Here is a 16,871-nt window from a genome sequence, read left to right on the forward strand (position 1 = left end):
AGATGTGTATAAGAGACAGGAGCCGGAGAGCGTGGGGATGCTCCCGCTCCCGTTCGGCACCCGCGAGGCGTTCGGCGGGACCGTCCTCGTCGGCGCCGTCCACCTCCTCGGCCACTGGGTGTGAGGTAGGCGTCGACGTGCGCTCCGCCCCTCACGGTCTCGGATCCGTTCTCAGCGCTGAGAACCGCGGGGGAGCGATTAAGTGTTCGCTGTGCCCCGCTTCAGACAACAATGGCTACGCGGGTACTCATCGCCGACGACTCGGAGTTCATGCGGAACCTCCTCCGGGAGATCCTCGAAGGCGAGTTCGAGATCGTCGGGGAGGCGGAGAACGGCGTGGAGGCGGTCAACATGTACGAGGAACACGGGCCGGACCTCGTGATGATGGACATCGTGATGCCGATCCGCGACGGGATCGAGGCGACGACGGAGATCCTCGAAGAGAACCCCGACGCGACGGTGATCATGTGTACCAGCGTCGGGCAGGAGGAGAAGATGAAGGCCGCGATTAAGGCTGGCGCGGAGGGGTACATCACCAAGCCGTTCCAGAAACCGAACGTGCTCGACGCCATCGGCTCGGCGGTATAATGCGCGTCGACGTCCGCGCGCTCGGCGCCTGTAACCGCCTCGCGGAGCGAGGTGCCAAACAGGCCGCCGGCGCGCTCTCAGACCTCACCGGGACCGACCTCGCGGTGGAGGTGACGGGCGCGAGCGTCGCCAGCGGCGAGGACCTCGCGGAGTCGTTCGCGGGCCGGGAGTCGATCGGCGTGAGCGTCGGGCTTCGCGGCGGCTTGGACGGCGAGGCGGTCCTCGCGTTCGACGCCGCGAACGTCGACGCGCTGCTCTCGCTGCTCCCCGGCGGCGCGTCGATGGAGCGGAGCGCGGTGACGGAGGTCGGTAACATCGCGCTGGGCGGCTTCCTCGACGGCTGGGCGAACTACCTCGGGAAGGCGATCGACATGTCCCCGCCGCGGTACTTCGAGGCGGACGGCGCGGCGGTGCTGCCGGACGGGGCGCTCGCCGGCGACGGCGTGTTCCTCTTCGAGAGCCGCTTGGACGCGACGACGACCGACCTCGACTTCTCCATCTACATGCTGCCCGACTCCGGCCCGTTCCGCGACCTCATCGTCGGGAAGACGGCGCGCGCCGCGACGGCCGGCGGCGAGGCGGACGGCGGCACGCAGAGTACGGCGGTGCCGTACGAGTCGCTGTCGACGTTCTCCTCGCTGGCGAAGCGAGGGTCAGCGAACGCCGCCGACAACATCGCGATGATGACCGGGTTGGAGACCAGCGTCGACGTGAGCCGGCTCCGATTCGTCCCGCTGGCGGACGTGCCCGCGGAGGTCGGGACCGAACCGCACGCGGGCACGGTGTTCGAACTTCGGGGAGAGCCGAGCGGCTACCTCGCCATCCTCTTCGAGGAGTCGTCGGCCGCCGCGGTCGCCGACGCGATGCTGCCGATGGAGCCCGACGAGCCCCTCGGCGACATGGCCGAGAACGCGCTCTGCGAGCTGGGCAACGTGATGACGAGCGGGTTCATCGACGGGTGGGCGAACGTCCTCGGTACGTCGATCACCCACTCGCCGCCGGAGTTCGTCCACGACATCGGCGCGTCGACGATCAGCCCGCTCGTCGCGAAGCTGAGCGAGCGGCAGGACTACGGCTTCGTGATCGACACCGCGATCCAGACGGAGGGGATCCAGGCGCGGTGTGACGTGTACGCGCTCCCCGACGAGCGCGAACTGGCCCGGGCGCTCGACCGGCTCTCGGGGTCGTGACCCGCTCGCTCTCCGACGACCGGCCGGACGATCCGCCGGACCGAACGGAGAGCGGCGGGGACGCGGTCGCCGACGCGGAGCCCGCGGCCGTCACCGGCGGCGCGGCCTCCGACGATCCCGGCCGGATCAAGGTGGGCGTGGGCGAGCTCGCGGTCACGAGCGACGACGCGGTCCTGACGACCAGCGGGCTCGGCTCCTGCGTCGCGGTCGCGCTCGTCGACGAGCGGGCGGGCGTCCGCGGCCTCCTCCACGCCATGTTGCCCGCGGGAGAGGGCCGGACGACGGCCGTCTCGCGGCCCGCGAAGTACGTCGACACCGGAATTGACTCGCTGATCGGGGCGCTCGACGACGCTGGCGCCGACCCGCGTCGACTGAAGGCGCGGGTCGCCGGCGGCGCGGAGATGCTCGACCTCACCGACGCGGTCGGCCCGCGGAACGTCGACCGGGTCGGAGAGGTGCTCGACGCTGCGGGCGTTCCCGTCGTCGCCAGTGACGTCGGCGACGCGGTGGGTCGAACCGTCCGGTTCGGCCCGGACGGTCGGCTCGTCGTCCGGGCCGCGGACGGCTTCGAACGAGCTATCTGACGCCCAGTCGATCGTTCGGGGGACGCTCAGTCGCCCGGCTTTCTCGTCTCAATTCGGATCGCGGCCGATCTCCGTCCCGTGGCGTGTTTTCTCACGGTTGATATTTTGAGGGGTGAATTGAAGTGTGTTCTGCGGGTCGTACACGGTAATGGGCCTCGAACTACCGGTGTGGGGAGCTCCAACCGCCGCCTGGGCAGTCGCCACGCTGGGGCTCGTCGGTGCGAGCGTCCTCGACAGGTTCCTCGACGACGACGGATCCGACGACGACGGTTCCGGAGGTATGGACGGCGACGACGATCCCTTCGGCGGCGACATGGGCGGCGGCGGTGGCGGTATGGGCGGCGGCGGTGGCGGCGGTGGCGGTGGCGGCGGCGATGGCTTCGACGACTTCGACGGCATGGACGAGTGGGACGACGAGTTCGACGACGGCGGTGGCGGCGGCGGCGCGGCCACCGACGAGCTGGAGAACCGGCTCGACGAGCTCGAAAACGAGGTCGCGTCGCTCTCCTCGACCGTCTCGACGGTCCGCTCGGAGAACGAGGAGATATCGAACGCCGTCGACGACATCGAGGAGGACGTCCGCAACCTCCTCGACATCTACGAGATGGTCACCCGCGGGATCAACCCGTTCGTCGACGACGGCGGCGGCTTCGACAGCGTCGCCGGCGGCGGCGAAGGCTCGTTCGGCATCTTCGACGACGAGGACGGCGGCGAGGAGGAGGACCTCGACGAAGACGTCGCGAACGCCGACGCGGACGGGTTCTTCGACGACGACCTCCTCGACGAGGAAGGAGAGGCGGACGAGTTCGACGAACTGGACGACGACGCGGACGGCGACGACGGGTTCGAAGACCTCGACGACGCGGACGGCGACGACGAGTTCGACGAACTGGACGACGGCGGCTTCGACGACCTCGACGACGAGTTCGACGAACTGGACGACGACAGCACGGACGACGCCGCGTCCGAGACCGAAACGGCGGACGACGGAGACGACATGAACGACGATGGAAAGAGTTTCAGCGAACTGAAAGAAGAGTACGACTCCGGGGAGGCCGACTGGGCCGAGGAGGGCGACGACGCCGCGGACGACGACCCGTTCGAGGACGGGGACGACTCGTTCGCCGACCCCGGCGACGAAACGGACTCGTTCGACGACGGGGCCGCGGACGACGGGTTCGGTGACGACCTCGGCGGAGACGACCTCGGGACCGAGACCGGAGGCGACGGCTTCGGCGAACCGGCGGAGCCCGAACCGGCCGGCGGGGCCGAACCGGATCCCGCCGCCGACCGCCGACCCGGCGGCGACCCCGCCGAGGCCTCCGGCGGCTTCGAGTACGTCGGGAAAGACGACCTCTCGGAGGGGAACGGCCGCGGCAAGCCGTACCTCACCGAGCTGCCGGGCGACTACGTCGGCGACCTCCTCGTGATGGAGTGGCTGGAGTTCCTCGTCTCCGAGAGCGACGTCACCGACGCGGTGCGCGCCATCAACTACTACGAGCGGATCGAATGGGTCGGTCCCGACGCCGCCGCGCGGCTCCGGGACTTCCTCTCCGGGTTCGGGACTATCGACCGCAACCTCGTCGACCGGCCGGGCACCGACCGGCTCGTCCGCGAGCACCACACCCGCAGCCTGCGGTACGTGACCCAGCTCAACGGGACCAGCACCCACACGGTCCTCCTCGACCGCTGGGACGACCTCGCCGGCGGCTCGATCGGCGGCGGCGGCGGGCCGGTCCGCGGTCGCCGCGACGGCCGTCGCAGCGGTCGCGCGGATCCCGGCCGCAACGGGCGGAACGGGCGGAACGGGCGCGACGCGAGAGACGACCGCCCGGCGGCCGAGCGGAACGGCCACGCCGACTCCGGCCGGCGGGACGCCCCCGACGAACGCGGGCGACGGACGAACGGCGCGGACCACGAGGCGACGGAGCGCGGCGGCGCGGGACGCGAGGCGGACGCGGACCGACGCGACGACCGGCGCAACCGGAACGGCTCGACGCGACCGATGAACGACCCGAATCCCCGTTCCGACCGCGCCGATCCGGCCGACGGAGGGTGGGGAGATGGGCGTTAGCGTCTCCGCGTCCACGGCCATCATCGTTGCGGGGCTGTTCTTCGCGTTCACGACGCTCTACCCCGTGGCGGCCAACGGGCTCGACCGCGTCTCCGACGCCCAACACGGCATCAACGAGCGCGCGCTCGAACGGCAGAACACCGACTTCGCGGTGACGAACGCGACCTTCGACGGCGACACCCTCACGATCAACGCGACCAACGAGGGCTCCGTCGGCCTCGTCGCCGACGACGCGACGCTCGTCGTCGGCAACGAGTACGTCGACGTGGGCGGAACGAACGCGTCCACGACCGTCGACGGCGACGGCGACACCGCGCTCTGGCTCGGCGACGAGACGCTCACCGTGCGGGTCGCACAGGACGACGCGGCGACGACCATCGACAACGGAACGCGCGTCGTCCTCGTCGTCGAGTCCGGCGTCCGCGACGCCGCCACCGTGACGGAGGTGAGCGCGTAGATGGCCAGCGTCCCCGTCTCGCACCTGATCCTGTTCATCGCGAGCCTGGTGATCGCCGCCGGCGTCGTCGGCACGATCACCACCGGCGTCGACCGGGTGAGCGCGGCCGTCGACGACGCGGGCCTCGACGCGACGGAACAGCTCCGGACCGACGTGACCATCATCTCGGACCCCAGCGCGGGGGTGTACAACGCGAGCGGCGACCAGAACGTGACGCTGTTGATAAAGAACACCGGCACGTATCGGTTGGCTCCCGACGGCTCCGACCTCGACGTCGTCTTCGACGGCGCGTACGTCCGGCCGGGCGCGCTCTCCGGTGAGGTGGTCTCCGTGGACGGCGCGACCGCGTGGAGCCGCGGCGACGTGTTGCGGCTCACGATAGACGTGAGCGATATCGAGGGGCAGGACGGGGGACTCGTCGACGGCGACCACCGCGTCTACCTCTCCGTGAACGGCGACGAGGAGCTGTTCCAGTTCCGCGTGGAGGGAGGTAACTGAGATGCCCCACGACAACCTCCTCTCCCTCGGCCTCGGCGAACGAGACCGGCTCAACAAGGAGCTGGGCGGCGGCATCCCCCGCGGCAGCATCGTCCTCATGGAGGGGGATTACGGGGCGGGCAAAAGTGCCATCTCCCAGCGGTTCGCCTACGGCCTCGTTCAGGAGGGCGCGTCGGTGACGATGATGTCGACGGAGCTCACCGTCCGCGGGTTCATCGACCAGATGCACTCGCTGGAGTACGACATGGTGAAGCCGCTCCTCCAGGAGGAGCTGCTCTTCCTCCACGCCGACTTCGACTCCGGCGGCGCGTTCTCCGACGGCGACGGCGAGCGCAAGGAGCTGCTCAAGCGGCTGATGGACGCCGAGGCGATGTGGAACTCCGACGTCGTCTTCCTCGACACGTTCGACGCCATCTTCCGGAACGACCCCACCTTCGAGGCCTTGGTGCGGAAAAACGAGGAGCGACAGGCCGCCCTCGAGATCATCTCCTTCTTCCGTGAGATCATCTCGCAGGGGAAGGTGGTCGTGCTCACCGTGGACCCCTCGGCGGTCGACGACGACGCGATCGGCCCGTTCCGGTCGATCGCCGACGTGTTCCTCCAGCTGGAGATGATCGAGGTCGGCAACGACATCCGCCGGCAGATCAACGTGAAGCGGTTCGCGGGCATGGGTGAACAGGTCGGCGACACGATCGGGTTCTCGGTCCGTTCCGGAACCGGAATCGTCATCGAGAGCCGCAGCGTTGCCTAACACATGACCCGCCGACGCACAGCCGGTCCGCGCGCACGGACCGCGACCACCGCGACGACCCGTAGCACATGACCGAACACGGCACCGCTCAACCGTCCGAAGAGCTCCGAAAGGCGGCCATGCGGCGGCCGCACCTCCGGGAGCACCTCCGCGAGTTCAAACAGATCACCGGGGAGTTCCCGCAGTTCATCGAGGAGCCGAAAGACGAGTACGAGTCGGCCCGGCCGAACGTCATCTACCCGGTCGGCGGCCCCATCTACAGTCACATCTACGGCGACCTCGGGCAGGACACGAAGTACTACGCCATCGAGCCGGAGCTCTCCGGTTCACAGGCGGAGATTCTCAACGAGGTGAAAAACCGGCTGCTCACGGTCAGCGGCCAACACACCGCTCCGGACAACGAGGCCGAGTACGACGACCTCATCGAAGAGCTGTTAGAGGAGGTCACGCACATCGACGAGCAGAACGGCGGGCTGCGGGGCAACCTCTCGAAGGTCCTCAACATGGGGAAGCTCTCAGTGACCGAGGAGACCTACGAGAACATCCGGTACCGACTCAACCGCGACATCGTCGGGCTCGGCCCCCTCGAACCGATCATGCGTGACCCGGCCAACGAGGATATTCACGTCATCGGTCCCAAGGAGTGTCACGTCGACCACGGCACGTACGGCATGCTGGAGACGACCGTCGACTTCGGCACGCCCCAAGAGTTCGATAACTGGCTGCGAAACATGGGCGAGCGGATGGGTGACCCCCTCTCCGACTCGGACCCCATCGTCGACTCGACGCTGCCCGACGGGTCGCGTATCAACATCATCTACTCCGACGACGTCTCGCTGAAGGGCTCCTCGCTCACGATCCGCCAGGGCGACGAGGTGCCGCTGTCGATCAACCAGATCACGAACTGGGGGACGCTCTCGCCGCAGCTGGCGGCGTACCTCTGGCTCTGCCTGGAGAACGAGCAGACGGTGTTCGTCGTCGGGGAGACGGCGTCCGGGAAGACGACGACGCTGAACGCCATCCTCTCGTACATCCCCGACGACTCGAAGATATACACGGCGGAGGACACCGCCGAGGTCATCCCGCCGCACAACACCTGGCAGCAGTTGCTGACCCGGGAGGGGGGCGACGAGGGGTCGACCGACGTCGACATGTTCGACCTCGTCGCCGCCGCGCTGCGGTCGCGCCCCGACTACATCATCGTGGGCGAGGTCCGCGGCGCAGAGGGGCGCATGGCGTTCCAGGCGGCCCAGACCGGCCACCCCGTCATGCTGACCTTCCACGCGTCCGACATCGTCTCGATGATCCAGCGGTTCACCTCCGAGCCGATCAACGTCCCGGAGACGTTCATGGACAACGCCGACGTGGCGCTGTTCCAGAACCGCGTGAAACAGGGCGATGATGTCCTGCGACGCGTGACGAGCGTACAGGAGATCGAGGGGTACTCCAAGGAGATGGAGGGGGTCGTCACCCGCGAGGTGTTCAGCTGGGACCCCGTCGAAGACGAGATCGTCTTCCAGGGGATGAACAACTCCTACGTGCTCGAAGAGCAGATCGCGACGCTGCTGGGGTACGCGGACACTCGCGACATCTACGACGACCTCGACTTCCGCGCGGAGCTCATCGAGCGCATGATCCAGGAGGGAATCCTCGGCTACCACGAGGTGAACGACGCGATCAACTCGTTCCAGCGCGACGGGGTCGAAGGGCTCCCCTTCGACATGCACCGGAACACGAGGTAGCGACCATGGAGGGGAGCCACCGATGACGGCGAGGGAGGGACGCTGACGATGGCCGTGAAACAGATGGGCGACGGGCTCGCAACGGTCGCTAAGTTGACTTCGGAGGTGATGGAGTCGTACGAGCAGCTGGACATCTCTAAAGCGAAGTACGTCGGCCTCGTGTTGCTGCCGGCCGTGTTCATCTTCCTCGGGAGCGTCGTCGGGCTGGTCGCGCTCCCGCTCCCCTTCGCCGCCCGGGTCCCGATCCCGATGTTCGGCGGGCTCATCCTGTTTTCGGCCGTCATCTACCCGAAAATCTACCTCTCCAGTCTGGAGACGAAGATCGACAACCAGCTGCACCTCGTGATGACCCACATGACGGTGCTGTCGACGACGAACATCGACCGGATGGAAGTGTTCCGGACGCTGGCGAAAGAGGAGGAGTACGGCGTCGCCGCCGAGGAGATCGGCCGCGTCGTCCACCTCGTCGACACGTGGAACCAGAGCCTCGACGACGCGTGTCGCCGCCGGGCCCAAGAGGTCCCCTCCGACGCGATGGCCGACTTCTTCGACCGCCTCGGCTACACGATGGGCGCGGGGCAGTCCCTCGAAGAGTTCCTCGTCTCCGAGCAGGACGTGATGCTGGCGAAGTACGAGACCCGCTACGAGTCCGCGCTCTCGAACTTGGAGGTGATGAAAGACCTGTACATGTCGATGATCCTCTCGATGACGTTCGCGTTGGTGTTCGCCGTCGTCCTCCCGATCCTCACCGGTAACGACCCGACCGCGACGGTGGCGGCCGTCATCGTCCTCTTCGTCTTCGTCCAGCTCGGCTTCTACGCGATGATCCGCGCGACGTCGCCGTACGACCCGATCTGGTACCACCCCGACGAGCGGGCGCCCGGCGACCTGAAGCTGTGGGGCTCGCTGATCGGCGGCGGCGGGCTCTCGCTTATCATCATCGGGATCACGGCCGCCGGGATGTTCGGGTACGGTCCCGGGCTCCCCGGTATCCTCTTCTTCCTCGACGACGTCAGGCTGCCGCTGTACCTCGCGGTCCCCATCTCGCCGCTCATCATCACCGGGGTCGTCCTCCGGAGCGAGGAGCAGGCGATCACCGCCCGCGACGGCGAGTTCCCCTCGTTCGTGCGCGCGCTGGGCGCGACCGAGAGCGCGAAGCAGTCGACGACCACGGACGTACTGACGACGCTCCGCGACAAGAACTTCGGCAAGCTCTCCGAGTCCATCGAGCGGCTCTATCGCCGGCTCAACATGCGGATCAGCACCGAAGGTGCGTGGCGAGCGTTCTCGCGTGACACGCGCTCGTACCTCATTCAGAAGTTCTCCGAGATGTACCTCGTCGGCCGGCGGATGGGGGGCGACCCGAAGATGCTCGGCGAGCTGATCTCACGGAACATGAACGCCGTCAACCAACTGCGCGAGCAGCGCCGGCAGGCGGCGATGACGTTCATCGGGCTCCTGTACGGGATCACCGCGGCGGCGACGTTCGCCTTCTTCATCGGGCTGGAGGTCGTCGCCATCCTCGCGGACCTGACCGCCGACTTCGGCCTCGAAGAAATGGACATGGCCCAGATCGTCTACCCCGGCGCCTACGACATCCCCCTCATCGAGTACCTCCTCCTTACGGTCGTGCTGTTCAACGCGGCGCTCTCCTCGCAGATGATCCGCCGGATCGACGGTGGCAACCCCGCGAACGGGTACATCCACTTCGTCCTCCTGACGTGGCTCGGAGCGGGCACCGCCATCGCGACGCGGACGCTCGTCAACGCGATCCTGTCGATCTGAGCGCGACTCGCCGCTCTCGGCCCCTTCCGCTACCCCTCGAACAGCGTCGGCTCGGCGACCGCTTCGTCGGCCGCGTCGCGCCACGAGCGCGACGGCGTCCACCCGAACAGCCGCGCCGCCTTCTCGATCGCGTAGGCGCCGCGGTCGTCGCCCTCGTCGAACGCGCTCTCGTCGACCGCGCAGCCGTCTGGCACCTCGCCGTACGACTCGTGGAGGAGGTCGAGCAGCGGACGACCGAGCGCGTTGTCGGCCGCGACGCAGTTGACCGCCTCGTGAGTGCCTGGCCCGACGGCCGGACTCGCTCCGAGGAGGTCCGCGACCGCGGCCGCGACGAGGTCGGCGACGTCGCGGGCGTCGACGTACGACCAGAAGTTGCCCGCACCCGCGTCGAGGTCGGTCACGTACTCGTCCGCGCGGCAGGCGTAGTCGCCGGGGTACTGGATCCACGACGGGCGGAGCGAGACCGCGGGGACCTCGTGACGGCGCGCGACCGCGCCCGCCGCCGCCTCCGCGGTCACCTTCGAGAGCCCGTACGGGTCCTCGGGGCGGAGCGGGTGGTCCTCGGTGATCGGTAGCTCGTCGGGGAACGGCGTCGGATCGGCGAAGAAGAAGCCGTAGGCGCCGTCGCTGGAGGCCTGGACGACCGGCGCGTCCGCCCGGCCGGCCGCGTCGAGGACGCCCTTCGCCGCGAGCGCGTTCGTCTCGAACACCCGGCCTTCGGGGTGCGTGCCGGCGACGGGGATCGCGGCCCAGTGGACGACCGCGTCGGGGTCGACGCTCGTGACGACGTCGAGGGCCTGATCGCGTTCGGCGAGGTCGGCCGCGCGGAACGAGACGTTCGGGGCCGGGTCGACGCCGAGCCCGGGGTGGTCGTAGTCGACGACGACGACCTCGTAGTCGCCGGCGAGGCGGTCGACGACCCAGCGCCCGGAGGCGCCGCGGCCGCCGGTGACGAGGACTGTCTCCATGCGTCGGCGTCGGCGTCGCGGCGCAAAAGCGCACCGTTGCGGCGACGCGCGTCCGCCCGCGGGCAGCGGGTTCCGTCCGGATCGTTCCCGGCTCCGGCAGGCTTTAACGCGCCGAGCGGTAACTCGGAGACATGGACTGGAAGACAGATTGGGGGTTGCGTGGACGGATGGCGTTCACGATGTTCCTCCTGTTCGCCCTCTACGTCGTGTTCGTCGGAGCCCTGACGCTGTACTTCGGCGACTTCCTGTTCCCGCTGATCATGCTCGGCGGGTTCTCGGTCGCGCAGTACTTCTTCAGCGACAAACTCGCGCTGCGGAGCATGGGCGCCCGCGAGGTCGACCCCGACGAGTACCCCGACCTGCACCGTCGGATCGAGCGGCTGAGCCAGCAGGCCGACCTGCCGAAGCCAAAGGTCGCCGTCGCGGACACCCGCGTGCCGAACGCGTTCGCCACCGGCCGGAACAAGAAGAACGCCACCGTCGCGGTGACGACCGGGCTGCTCGACAGCCTCGACGAGGACGAGCTCGACGGCGTGCTCGCCCACGAGCTCGCCCACGTGAAGAACCGCGACGTGATGGTGATGACCATCGCGTCGTTCCTCTCGACCATCGCGTTCTTCATCGTGCGGTGGGGGTGGCTGCTCGGCGGCGACAACCGGCAGGGCGCGCCCGTCATCGTGGCGATCGTCGCCTCGCTACTGGTGTGGGTGATCTCGTTCCTGCTCATCCGCGCGCTCTCGCGGTACCGCGAGTACTCGGCCGACCGCGGCGCGGCGCTCATCACCGGGAAGCCCGGCGCGCTCGCCTCGGCGTTGATGACCATCGACGGGCGGATGGACAGGGTGCCGGAGGAGGACCTCCGCGAGGAGGCGGAGATGAACGCGTTCTTCATCATCCCGATCAAGGCCGGCTTCGTCGGGAAGATCGCCTCCACGCACCCCTCGACGGAGAACCGCATCGAGCGGCTCCGCGAGCTGGAAAAGGAGATGGAGACGGCCTGATACTGCGCTAGGTCCGATTGTTCTGTTTGCGGTTCACACGTTTCTGAGGGTGGCTCGACGACGTACTCCTCCGAAGCCCCGGCCGGGAGGGCGGCGCACGCTCGCTGCGCTCCTCGGTCGCTCACTCCGTTCGCTCCCTGCGGTGCTTGCGTCGCTTGCGACGCCCTCCCGGCCGCCCCTTCGAGTCCCGCCCCTCAACCGCACCTCACACCTCCCCAGCCTCGCGGTTCGCGCTCTTCGAGCGCTCACCGCGTCCCTCGCGCGTGCTGGCGTCGCGGCCGCCGGTGGCGGCCGCTCGCAGGCACGCGCCACCGCAGTCTATTATCGATAGCGGAACGGCCGCGCCGCTGGTCGGTGTGAGCGGACTGAGGGGAGTAAGCCCCCTTCGGTTCGTCCCGACATTCGGCTGAGCGTCCGCGCCGTGGCCAGACTACCTTGTGGCGCGGACTTGCACCGGCGAGGATTCGCCGTTCCATCCGTTCCCGCCCGTCGGTCCTCCTCGGGTTAACTCCCTTCCCTTGCGGGTCGGTTCGCACGAATCACGGGTCGGGGCGGGGGGTGTCGTTGCTGTTCCAGAGCCAGCCGTCTCCGACTCCGGGCGTGTGCCCGGTCGCCTGTCCGGCCGGTGGGGGGACTTTCCTCATGCCAAGGGCACGGGAGTCGGGCTCCCTCTGTCCGGTCTGCCCTTTCGCCCGCCGGCGAATAAGCGGTTCGGTCGGCCGGCTCTCGTGCGAGACACCGCGAACGCCGCGAGCACGGTCCCACAAGGGAAGCGTTCAAGTCGTCAGCAACGTAATGGACTCTCATGTCCGAGGCTCAGACCGTTCAGCTGTCGTACGACGACGGTGCACGAGCGGTCGAACTCGCGCGGGAGGCGGTCGAGTCGTTCGTTCGACACGGGCAACGCGAACAGCCCGGAAGCATGCGAGAGGCGTTCTACGCCCGCACGGGCGCTTTCGTCCGGCTCGAATCCACTCGGGGACGGGGCCGTCTCCGCGGCTGCGCCGGCGCGTGGGACACCTCCGACCAGCTCGGCCACGCCATCGTCGAGGCCGCCATCAAGGCCGCCTCCGACGACTCCTGCGGGTCCGAGGTGGAGCCGAAGGAGCTCGACAACATCACCGTCTCCGTGTTCGTCGTCTCGAACACCGTCCTCACGAACGATCCCGCCGAGGACCTCAAGATCGGCACCCACGGCGTCTCCGTCGACAGCGGCAACGCTCACGGCTGGCTCTACCCGACGGTCCCCGTCGAGAACGGCTGGTCGGCCGCGGAGTTCCTCTCGCGCACCTGCCGGAAGGCGAAGCTCTCGCCGACCGCCTGGCAGGAGGAGGACACGATGGTGACGCTCATCGAGGGCCAGGTCTTCCGAGAGCGCGCCGACGGCGGCGCCGTCGAAGAGCTGTAGACCCCCGTTTCCGTTCCTTTTCAGCCGTCGTTCCCGTGCCCCACCGCCGCCGCGTCCGCGAGCGCCCGCTCCGTCGCGGCCGACAGGTCGAACGCCTCGTCGGCGACGACCTCCCCGTCGCGGATCACGGGCTCGAAGAGCGACTCGGCGTCCTCCGGGCCCGAGCGGCCCGCGATTCCGACCGCGTGCGCTCCGTCGGCGGTGCGGTAGACGTCCTTCGCGCCCGACAGCTTCCCCCGCTTGGCCGCCGGCTCGCCGTCGACTTCGACGATGTCGAGCGCGAAGTCGACCGGGTCCGCGTTGGAGACGTACCCGCCGACGCCGAACCCGTCGACCACGTCGCGCAGGTCGCGGAGGTCCGCGGGGCCCAGCCCGCCCGAGACGTACACGTCGACGTCCTCGTGGCCCCGCGCGTCGAGTTCCCACCCGACCTCGCGGACGATGTGCCGGAAGTCGCCGCGCCGGGAGCCGGTCGTGTCGAGGCGGACGCCGTCGAGGTCGTCGCCGAGCGTCTCGACGGCCCGCAGCACCTCGTCGACCTCGTCGGAGTAGGTGTCACACAGCGCGATCCGGGGCGCGTCCGCGGGGGCGCCCTCGTCGTAGGCGCGCCACGCGGCCTCCTGTTCGCCGCGCCCGAAGCAGATGGCGAGCGCGTGCGGCATCGTCCCCGACGCCGCCCGGCCGATCAGTTCGCCGGCGGCGACGTGCGAGAAGCCGTCGAACCCGCCCACCAGCGCGGAGCGCTCGACCGCCGCGGTCATCGCGGGGTGGACGTGGCGCGCGCCGAACGAGAGGATCTGCGACTCGGGGGCGGCGACCCGGCAGTCGAGCGCCGCCGTCGCCATCCCCGACGCGTGCGAGAGGAAGCCCAGAAGCGACGTCTCCAACCGCGCGAACGCCAGGTACGGCCCCTCGATCCGCATCACCGGCCCGCCGTCGAACAGCCGGCCCTCCGGGATCGCGTCGGCGTCGACGTCGCGGCCGGCGAGCAGTTCGACCGCGTCGCCGAGCCCGGCGAACAGCTCGAACTCCCCGTCCGGGAACTGGTCCGCGGTCACCTCGGCGACCACGCGCGGGTTCCGCCCGGCCGCCTCCAGCGCCGCCTCGGTCCGCTCGAAGTACGCGTCGGTCGCGCGACCGTCCCGGATCGCGGCCGCGTCGACGATGTCGAACTCGCTCATGCCCGGCGGTTCGGCCGCGGGGACGAAAAGGCACCCGTGTCGCAGCGGGGGCGCGGGAGCGTCCGAAACTGCCCGCCCAGCGCGCGGACTCCTACGCCGCCCGTCGCGCGAACAGGCCGAGCGCCGCCGCGAGGGCGACGAGCGCCGCCGCGACGCCGAACCCGGGGGTGCTGCCTTCGGTGTCGCCGTCGCTCCCGCTTCCGCCGTCGGTACCGTCGTCGCCGTCGCTTCCGTCGCCGTCGTCCGTACCGCTGTCCCCGTCGCTACTGTTGTCGTCGGTGCCGTCTCCGGTGCCGTCGCCGTCGCTCCCGTCATCGCCGTCGGCGTCCGGGAGCGCGAGGTCGGCGTCCGGGCGGAGTTCGAGGACGCCCGCCGGCGAGGGCGCGTGGGTTATCGTCACGCTCGTCCCGTCGCGCTCGACGCCGTACGCGCCGGGGAAGTCGCTCTCGTCGTCGATCTCGTACACCGTCCCGTCCGCGTACTCGTCATCTCCGTGCGCGGTCAGCATCCGCACGTAGGCGTCGCGGAACGCCGCGGCGTCCGCCTCGGTCTGCCACTCGGTCGCCCAGACGTAGCCGTCGCGGTCGCCGTTCCGGTAGGGGTACAGCTCGTCGTCGGCCCAGCCGTCCGTCACGGGGTGCGCGTAGTTGTAGGTCCCCCGAGTCTCGAGTTCGGCCTCCGCGTCGAGGTGGATCTGGACGTTCTCACGAACGCTTGCCGACGGGTCGAGGATCGGGTATTCGTACTCCAAGCTCTGGTACCAGAACATCACGAACATCGACGCCTCGCCGGTGGTCTCCGCGCCGTCGACGCCCTGGTCCGAGTACGTCTCCCACCCCTCGGTCGCGGTGTCTTCGAGGGTGACGTTGCCCTCCTCGTAGTCGGGGTTCCGGTGGATGACCTCCGCGGTCGAGTCCGGCGGGTCGTTCATCGTCTCGTTGACGGCCGCCCACCCGCCCTCGTCGCGGAGTTCGCGGACGTACAGCGCGCCGTCGCCGTACGGTTGGAGGACGGTCTGGAGGATGCCGAAGTTGAACTCGGCGCCCCCGCCCCCGCCGTCGCCCTCGGGCGCGTCGGCGCAGGTCCAGTTGTCGGCGCAGCGGGCCGCGTAGCGCTCCTCGACGTGGACCGCCTCGCCCTCGATTATCCCGTCGACCGCGAGGTCGCCGTCCTGCGTCGCGCCGACGTAGCGCGGGTCGGTGAGGTCGTGGTACTGGTCTTGCATCGCGTGGAGCAGTTCGTGCGCGAGCGTCGAGGGGTCGATATCGGGGGACTCGCCGTCGGGGACGACGATGACGATCCGGTCCTGCGAGGGCGAGTAGAAGCCGGAGACCGCGCCGCCGAACACCGAGTCGATCTCGTCGTTGGCGTCCGTGTCGTCGCCGACGACGAACAGCGCCTCCCACACCTGATCGTTCCAGCGCCGGAACGCCTCGGAGCCGTTCCCGCTCGCGGTGTCGTTGGCGTACTCGCTCCGCGTGACCGTCTCGACCGGCACGTCCTGCTTGAAGGGGCGCTGGCGGACGTGTTCGACGCGGGCCATCGTCAGGTCCGTCAGGGCCGCCAGCTGCGTCTCGTTGAGGCCGTCGGTCTCCCCGAAGTCGACCGACTCCTCGTAGTGGGTTCCGTTCCAGCAGCCCACCAGTTCGGTGCCGTCTCCCGGGTCGCACTCGGCGGCCGACGCGGAGGGCACGGCGTCGGACGTCACGGGGCCGTTTCCGGCCGACGCGGCGGGGACCGCGCCGGCGTCCGGAGCGGCGGCGACGCCGGCGGTGAACGCGACACACAGGATGACGACAGCGGCGACGACCGCGGCCGCGATCGGGAGGGTGGGAGCCCGTCGCATAGGAATCGTATCGGACGCCCCGGTAAGTAGTTTGTCGGTTCCTTCGCCGCCGCGGCCGGCGAATTTTTCGGTCGGATTCCGACGGGTCGCCGCGTGGCCCCCGCGGCGGCGCCGACGCTTTTTGCCCCCGCGCGCTAACCGTCGGTATGGCGTTCGATCCGACAGCAACCGCGGCCGTCGTCGTCGACATGCAAAACGGGTTCTGTCACCCCGACGGGAGCCTCTACGCCGAGCCGAGCGAGGCCGCCGTCGAGCCGGTGACGGCGCTCGTCGACCGCGCCCGCGAGGCCGGCGCGTCCGTCGTCTACACCCGCGACGTCCACCCGCCCGAACAGTTCGACGAGACCCACTACTACGACGAGTTCGACCGGTGGGGGGAACACGTCGTCGAGGGCTCGTGGGACGCCGAACTCCTCGACGACCTCGACGTGCGGGAGGAGGACCACGTCGTCGAGAAGCACACCTACGACGCCTTCTACAACACCGACCTCGAGGGACACCTCGACGCACACGGGATCGACGACCTGCTGATCTGCGGCACGCTCGCGAACGTCTGCGTCCTCCACACCGCCGGCAGCGCGGGGCTCCGGGACTACCGCCCGGTCGTCGTCGAGGACGCGCTCGGCTACATCACCGAGGAGCATCGCGAGTACGCCGTCGACCACGCCGACTGGCTGTTCGGCGAGACGGCGACCCGCGACGAGGTCGCCTTCGCGTCGGCGTAGTCGGGACCGACGACACCGCCGGTCGTAGGCGTTTCCAGTCGCAGACGTTTCCGGTCACAGGCGTTTCCGACCG

The 16,871-nt window shown here is 69.3% G+C and carries 15 protein-coding genes and 1 other RNA gene; 12 read left to right on the plus strand and 4 right to left on the minus strand.

Annotated features, from left to right (window positions below):
• Positions 1–231: 231 nt before the first annotated feature.
• The 9 genes from cheY (at position 232) to flaJ (ending at position 9,669) form a co-directional block, all read left to right on the plus strand.
• Positions 232–588 (plus strand): chemotaxis protein CheY, encoded by a 357-nt coding sequence (cheY, locus tag C463_RS03130; RefSeq protein ID WP_004597560.1) that lies wholly within the window; start codon positions 232–234, stop codon positions 586–588.
• Positions 588–1,778, plus strand: coding sequence for a chemotaxis protein CheC (locus C463_RS03135; protein WP_008441002.1), 1,191 nt, complete (start codon positions 588–590; stop codon positions 1,776–1,778). The genes cheY and C463_RS03135 overlap by 1 nt, the downstream gene beginning before the upstream one ends.
• Positions 1,775–2,362 (plus strand): chemotaxis protein CheD, encoded by a 588-nt coding sequence (locus tag C463_RS03140; RefSeq protein ID WP_008441003.1) that lies wholly within the window; start codon positions 1,775–1,777, stop codon positions 2,360–2,362. Before C463_RS03135 ends, C463_RS03140 begins: the two co-directional genes overlap by 4 nt.
• 148 nt (positions 2,363–2,510) lie before the next feature.
• On the plus strand, positions 2,511–4,436 hold the full coding sequence (locus tag C463_RS03145; RefSeq protein WP_008441004.1) for a FlaD/FlaE family flagellar protein: 1,926 nt from the start codon (positions 2,511–2,513) through the stop codon (positions 4,434–4,436).
• Complete coding sequence (locus tag C463_RS03150; RefSeq protein ID WP_008441005.1) at positions 4,426–4,893, plus strand: flagellin; 468 nt, start codon at positions 4,426–4,428, stop codon at positions 4,891–4,893. Before C463_RS03145 ends, C463_RS03150 begins: the two co-directional genes overlap by 11 nt.
• Positions 4,894–5,391 carry a flagellin gene (locus tag C463_RS03155; protein ID WP_008441008.1) on the plus strand — a complete coding sequence of 166 codons (498 nt, stop codon included), beginning with the start codon at positions 4,894–4,896 and terminating at the stop codon, positions 5,389–5,391.
• A 1-nt stretch (position 5,392) separates the two neighbouring features.
• Positions 5,393–6,142 (plus strand): ATPase domain-containing protein, encoded by a 750-nt coding sequence (locus C463_RS03160; protein ID WP_008441009.1) that lies wholly within the window; start codon positions 5,393–5,395, stop codon positions 6,140–6,142.
• A gap of 68 nt (positions 6,143–6,210) precedes the next feature.
• Positions 6,211–7,884: a type II/IV secretion system ATPase subunit gene (locus C463_RS03165; protein ID WP_008441010.1), complete on the plus strand. Its 1,674-nt coding sequence runs from the start codon at positions 6,211–6,213 to the stop codon at positions 7,882–7,884.
• 48 nt (positions 7,885–7,932) lie between these two features.
• Positions 7,933–9,669: an archaellar assembly protein FlaJ gene (gene flaJ / locus C463_RS03170; protein WP_008441011.1), complete on the plus strand. Its 1,737-nt coding sequence runs from the start codon at positions 7,933–7,935 to the stop codon at positions 9,667–9,669.
• Positions 9,670–9,698: 29 nt separating this feature from the next.
• Here flaJ and C463_RS03175 read toward each other — a convergent pair whose 3' ends face one another.
• A complete protein-coding gene (locus C463_RS03175; protein WP_008441012.1) occupies positions 9,699–10,637 on the minus strand; it encodes an NAD-dependent epimerase/dehydratase family protein in 939 nt (312 codons plus the stop codon).
• 131 nt (positions 10,638–10,768) lie between these two features.
• On the opposite strand from C463_RS03175, the gene htpX reads away from it, so the two are divergent.
• The gene (gene htpX / locus C463_RS03180; RefSeq protein WP_008441013.1) at positions 10,769–11,638 is read left to right on the plus strand and encodes a zinc metalloprotease HtpX; all 870 of its coding nucleotides are present in this window, start codon (positions 10,769–10,771) and stop codon (positions 11,636–11,638) included.
• Positions 11,639–12,001: 363 nt separating this feature from the next.
• Here htpX and rnpB read toward each other — a convergent pair.
• Positions 12,002–12,314, minus strand: an RNA gene (gene rnpB, locus C463_RS03475) — RNase P RNA component.
• A 129-nt stretch (positions 12,315–12,443) separates the two neighbouring features.
• On the opposite strand from rnpB, the gene C463_RS03185 reads away from it, so the two are divergent.
• Positions 12,444–13,046, plus strand: coding sequence for a TIGR00296 family protein (locus C463_RS03185; protein WP_008441015.1), 603 nt, complete (start codon positions 12,444–12,446; stop codon positions 13,044–13,046).
• A 20-nt stretch (positions 13,047–13,066) separates the two neighbouring features.
• Here C463_RS03185 and C463_RS03190 read toward each other — a convergent pair whose 3' ends face one another.
• Both C463_RS03190 and C463_RS03195 read right to left on the minus strand, forming a co-directional pair.
• Positions 13,067–14,227, minus strand: a complete 1,161-nt coding sequence (locus C463_RS03190) for a nicotinate phosphoribosyltransferase (protein WP_008441016.1) — start codon at positions 14,225–14,227, stop codon at positions 13,067–13,069.
• 91 nt (positions 14,228–14,318) lie between these two features.
• Entirely contained in the window at positions 14,319–16,073 is a 1,755-nt protein-coding gene (locus tag C463_RS03195) for an Hvo_1808 family surface protein (protein WP_008441017.1), read from the minus strand.
• A 146-nt stretch (positions 16,074–16,219) separates the two neighbouring features.
• Here C463_RS03195 and C463_RS03200 point away from each other — a divergent pair, with 146 nt between their 5' ends.
• Complete coding sequence (locus C463_RS03200) at positions 16,220–16,798, plus strand: cysteine hydrolase family protein (protein ID WP_008441018.1); 579 nt, start codon at positions 16,220–16,222, stop codon at positions 16,796–16,798.
• The last annotated feature ends 73 nt before the right edge of the window (positions 16,799–16,871 follow it).

It is taken from the genome of Halorubrum californiense DSM 19288 (genome assembly GCF_000336875.1).
GTDB classification, from domain to species: domain Archaea; phylum Halobacteriota; class Halobacteria; order Halobacteriales; family Haloferacaceae; genus Halorubrum; species Halorubrum californiense.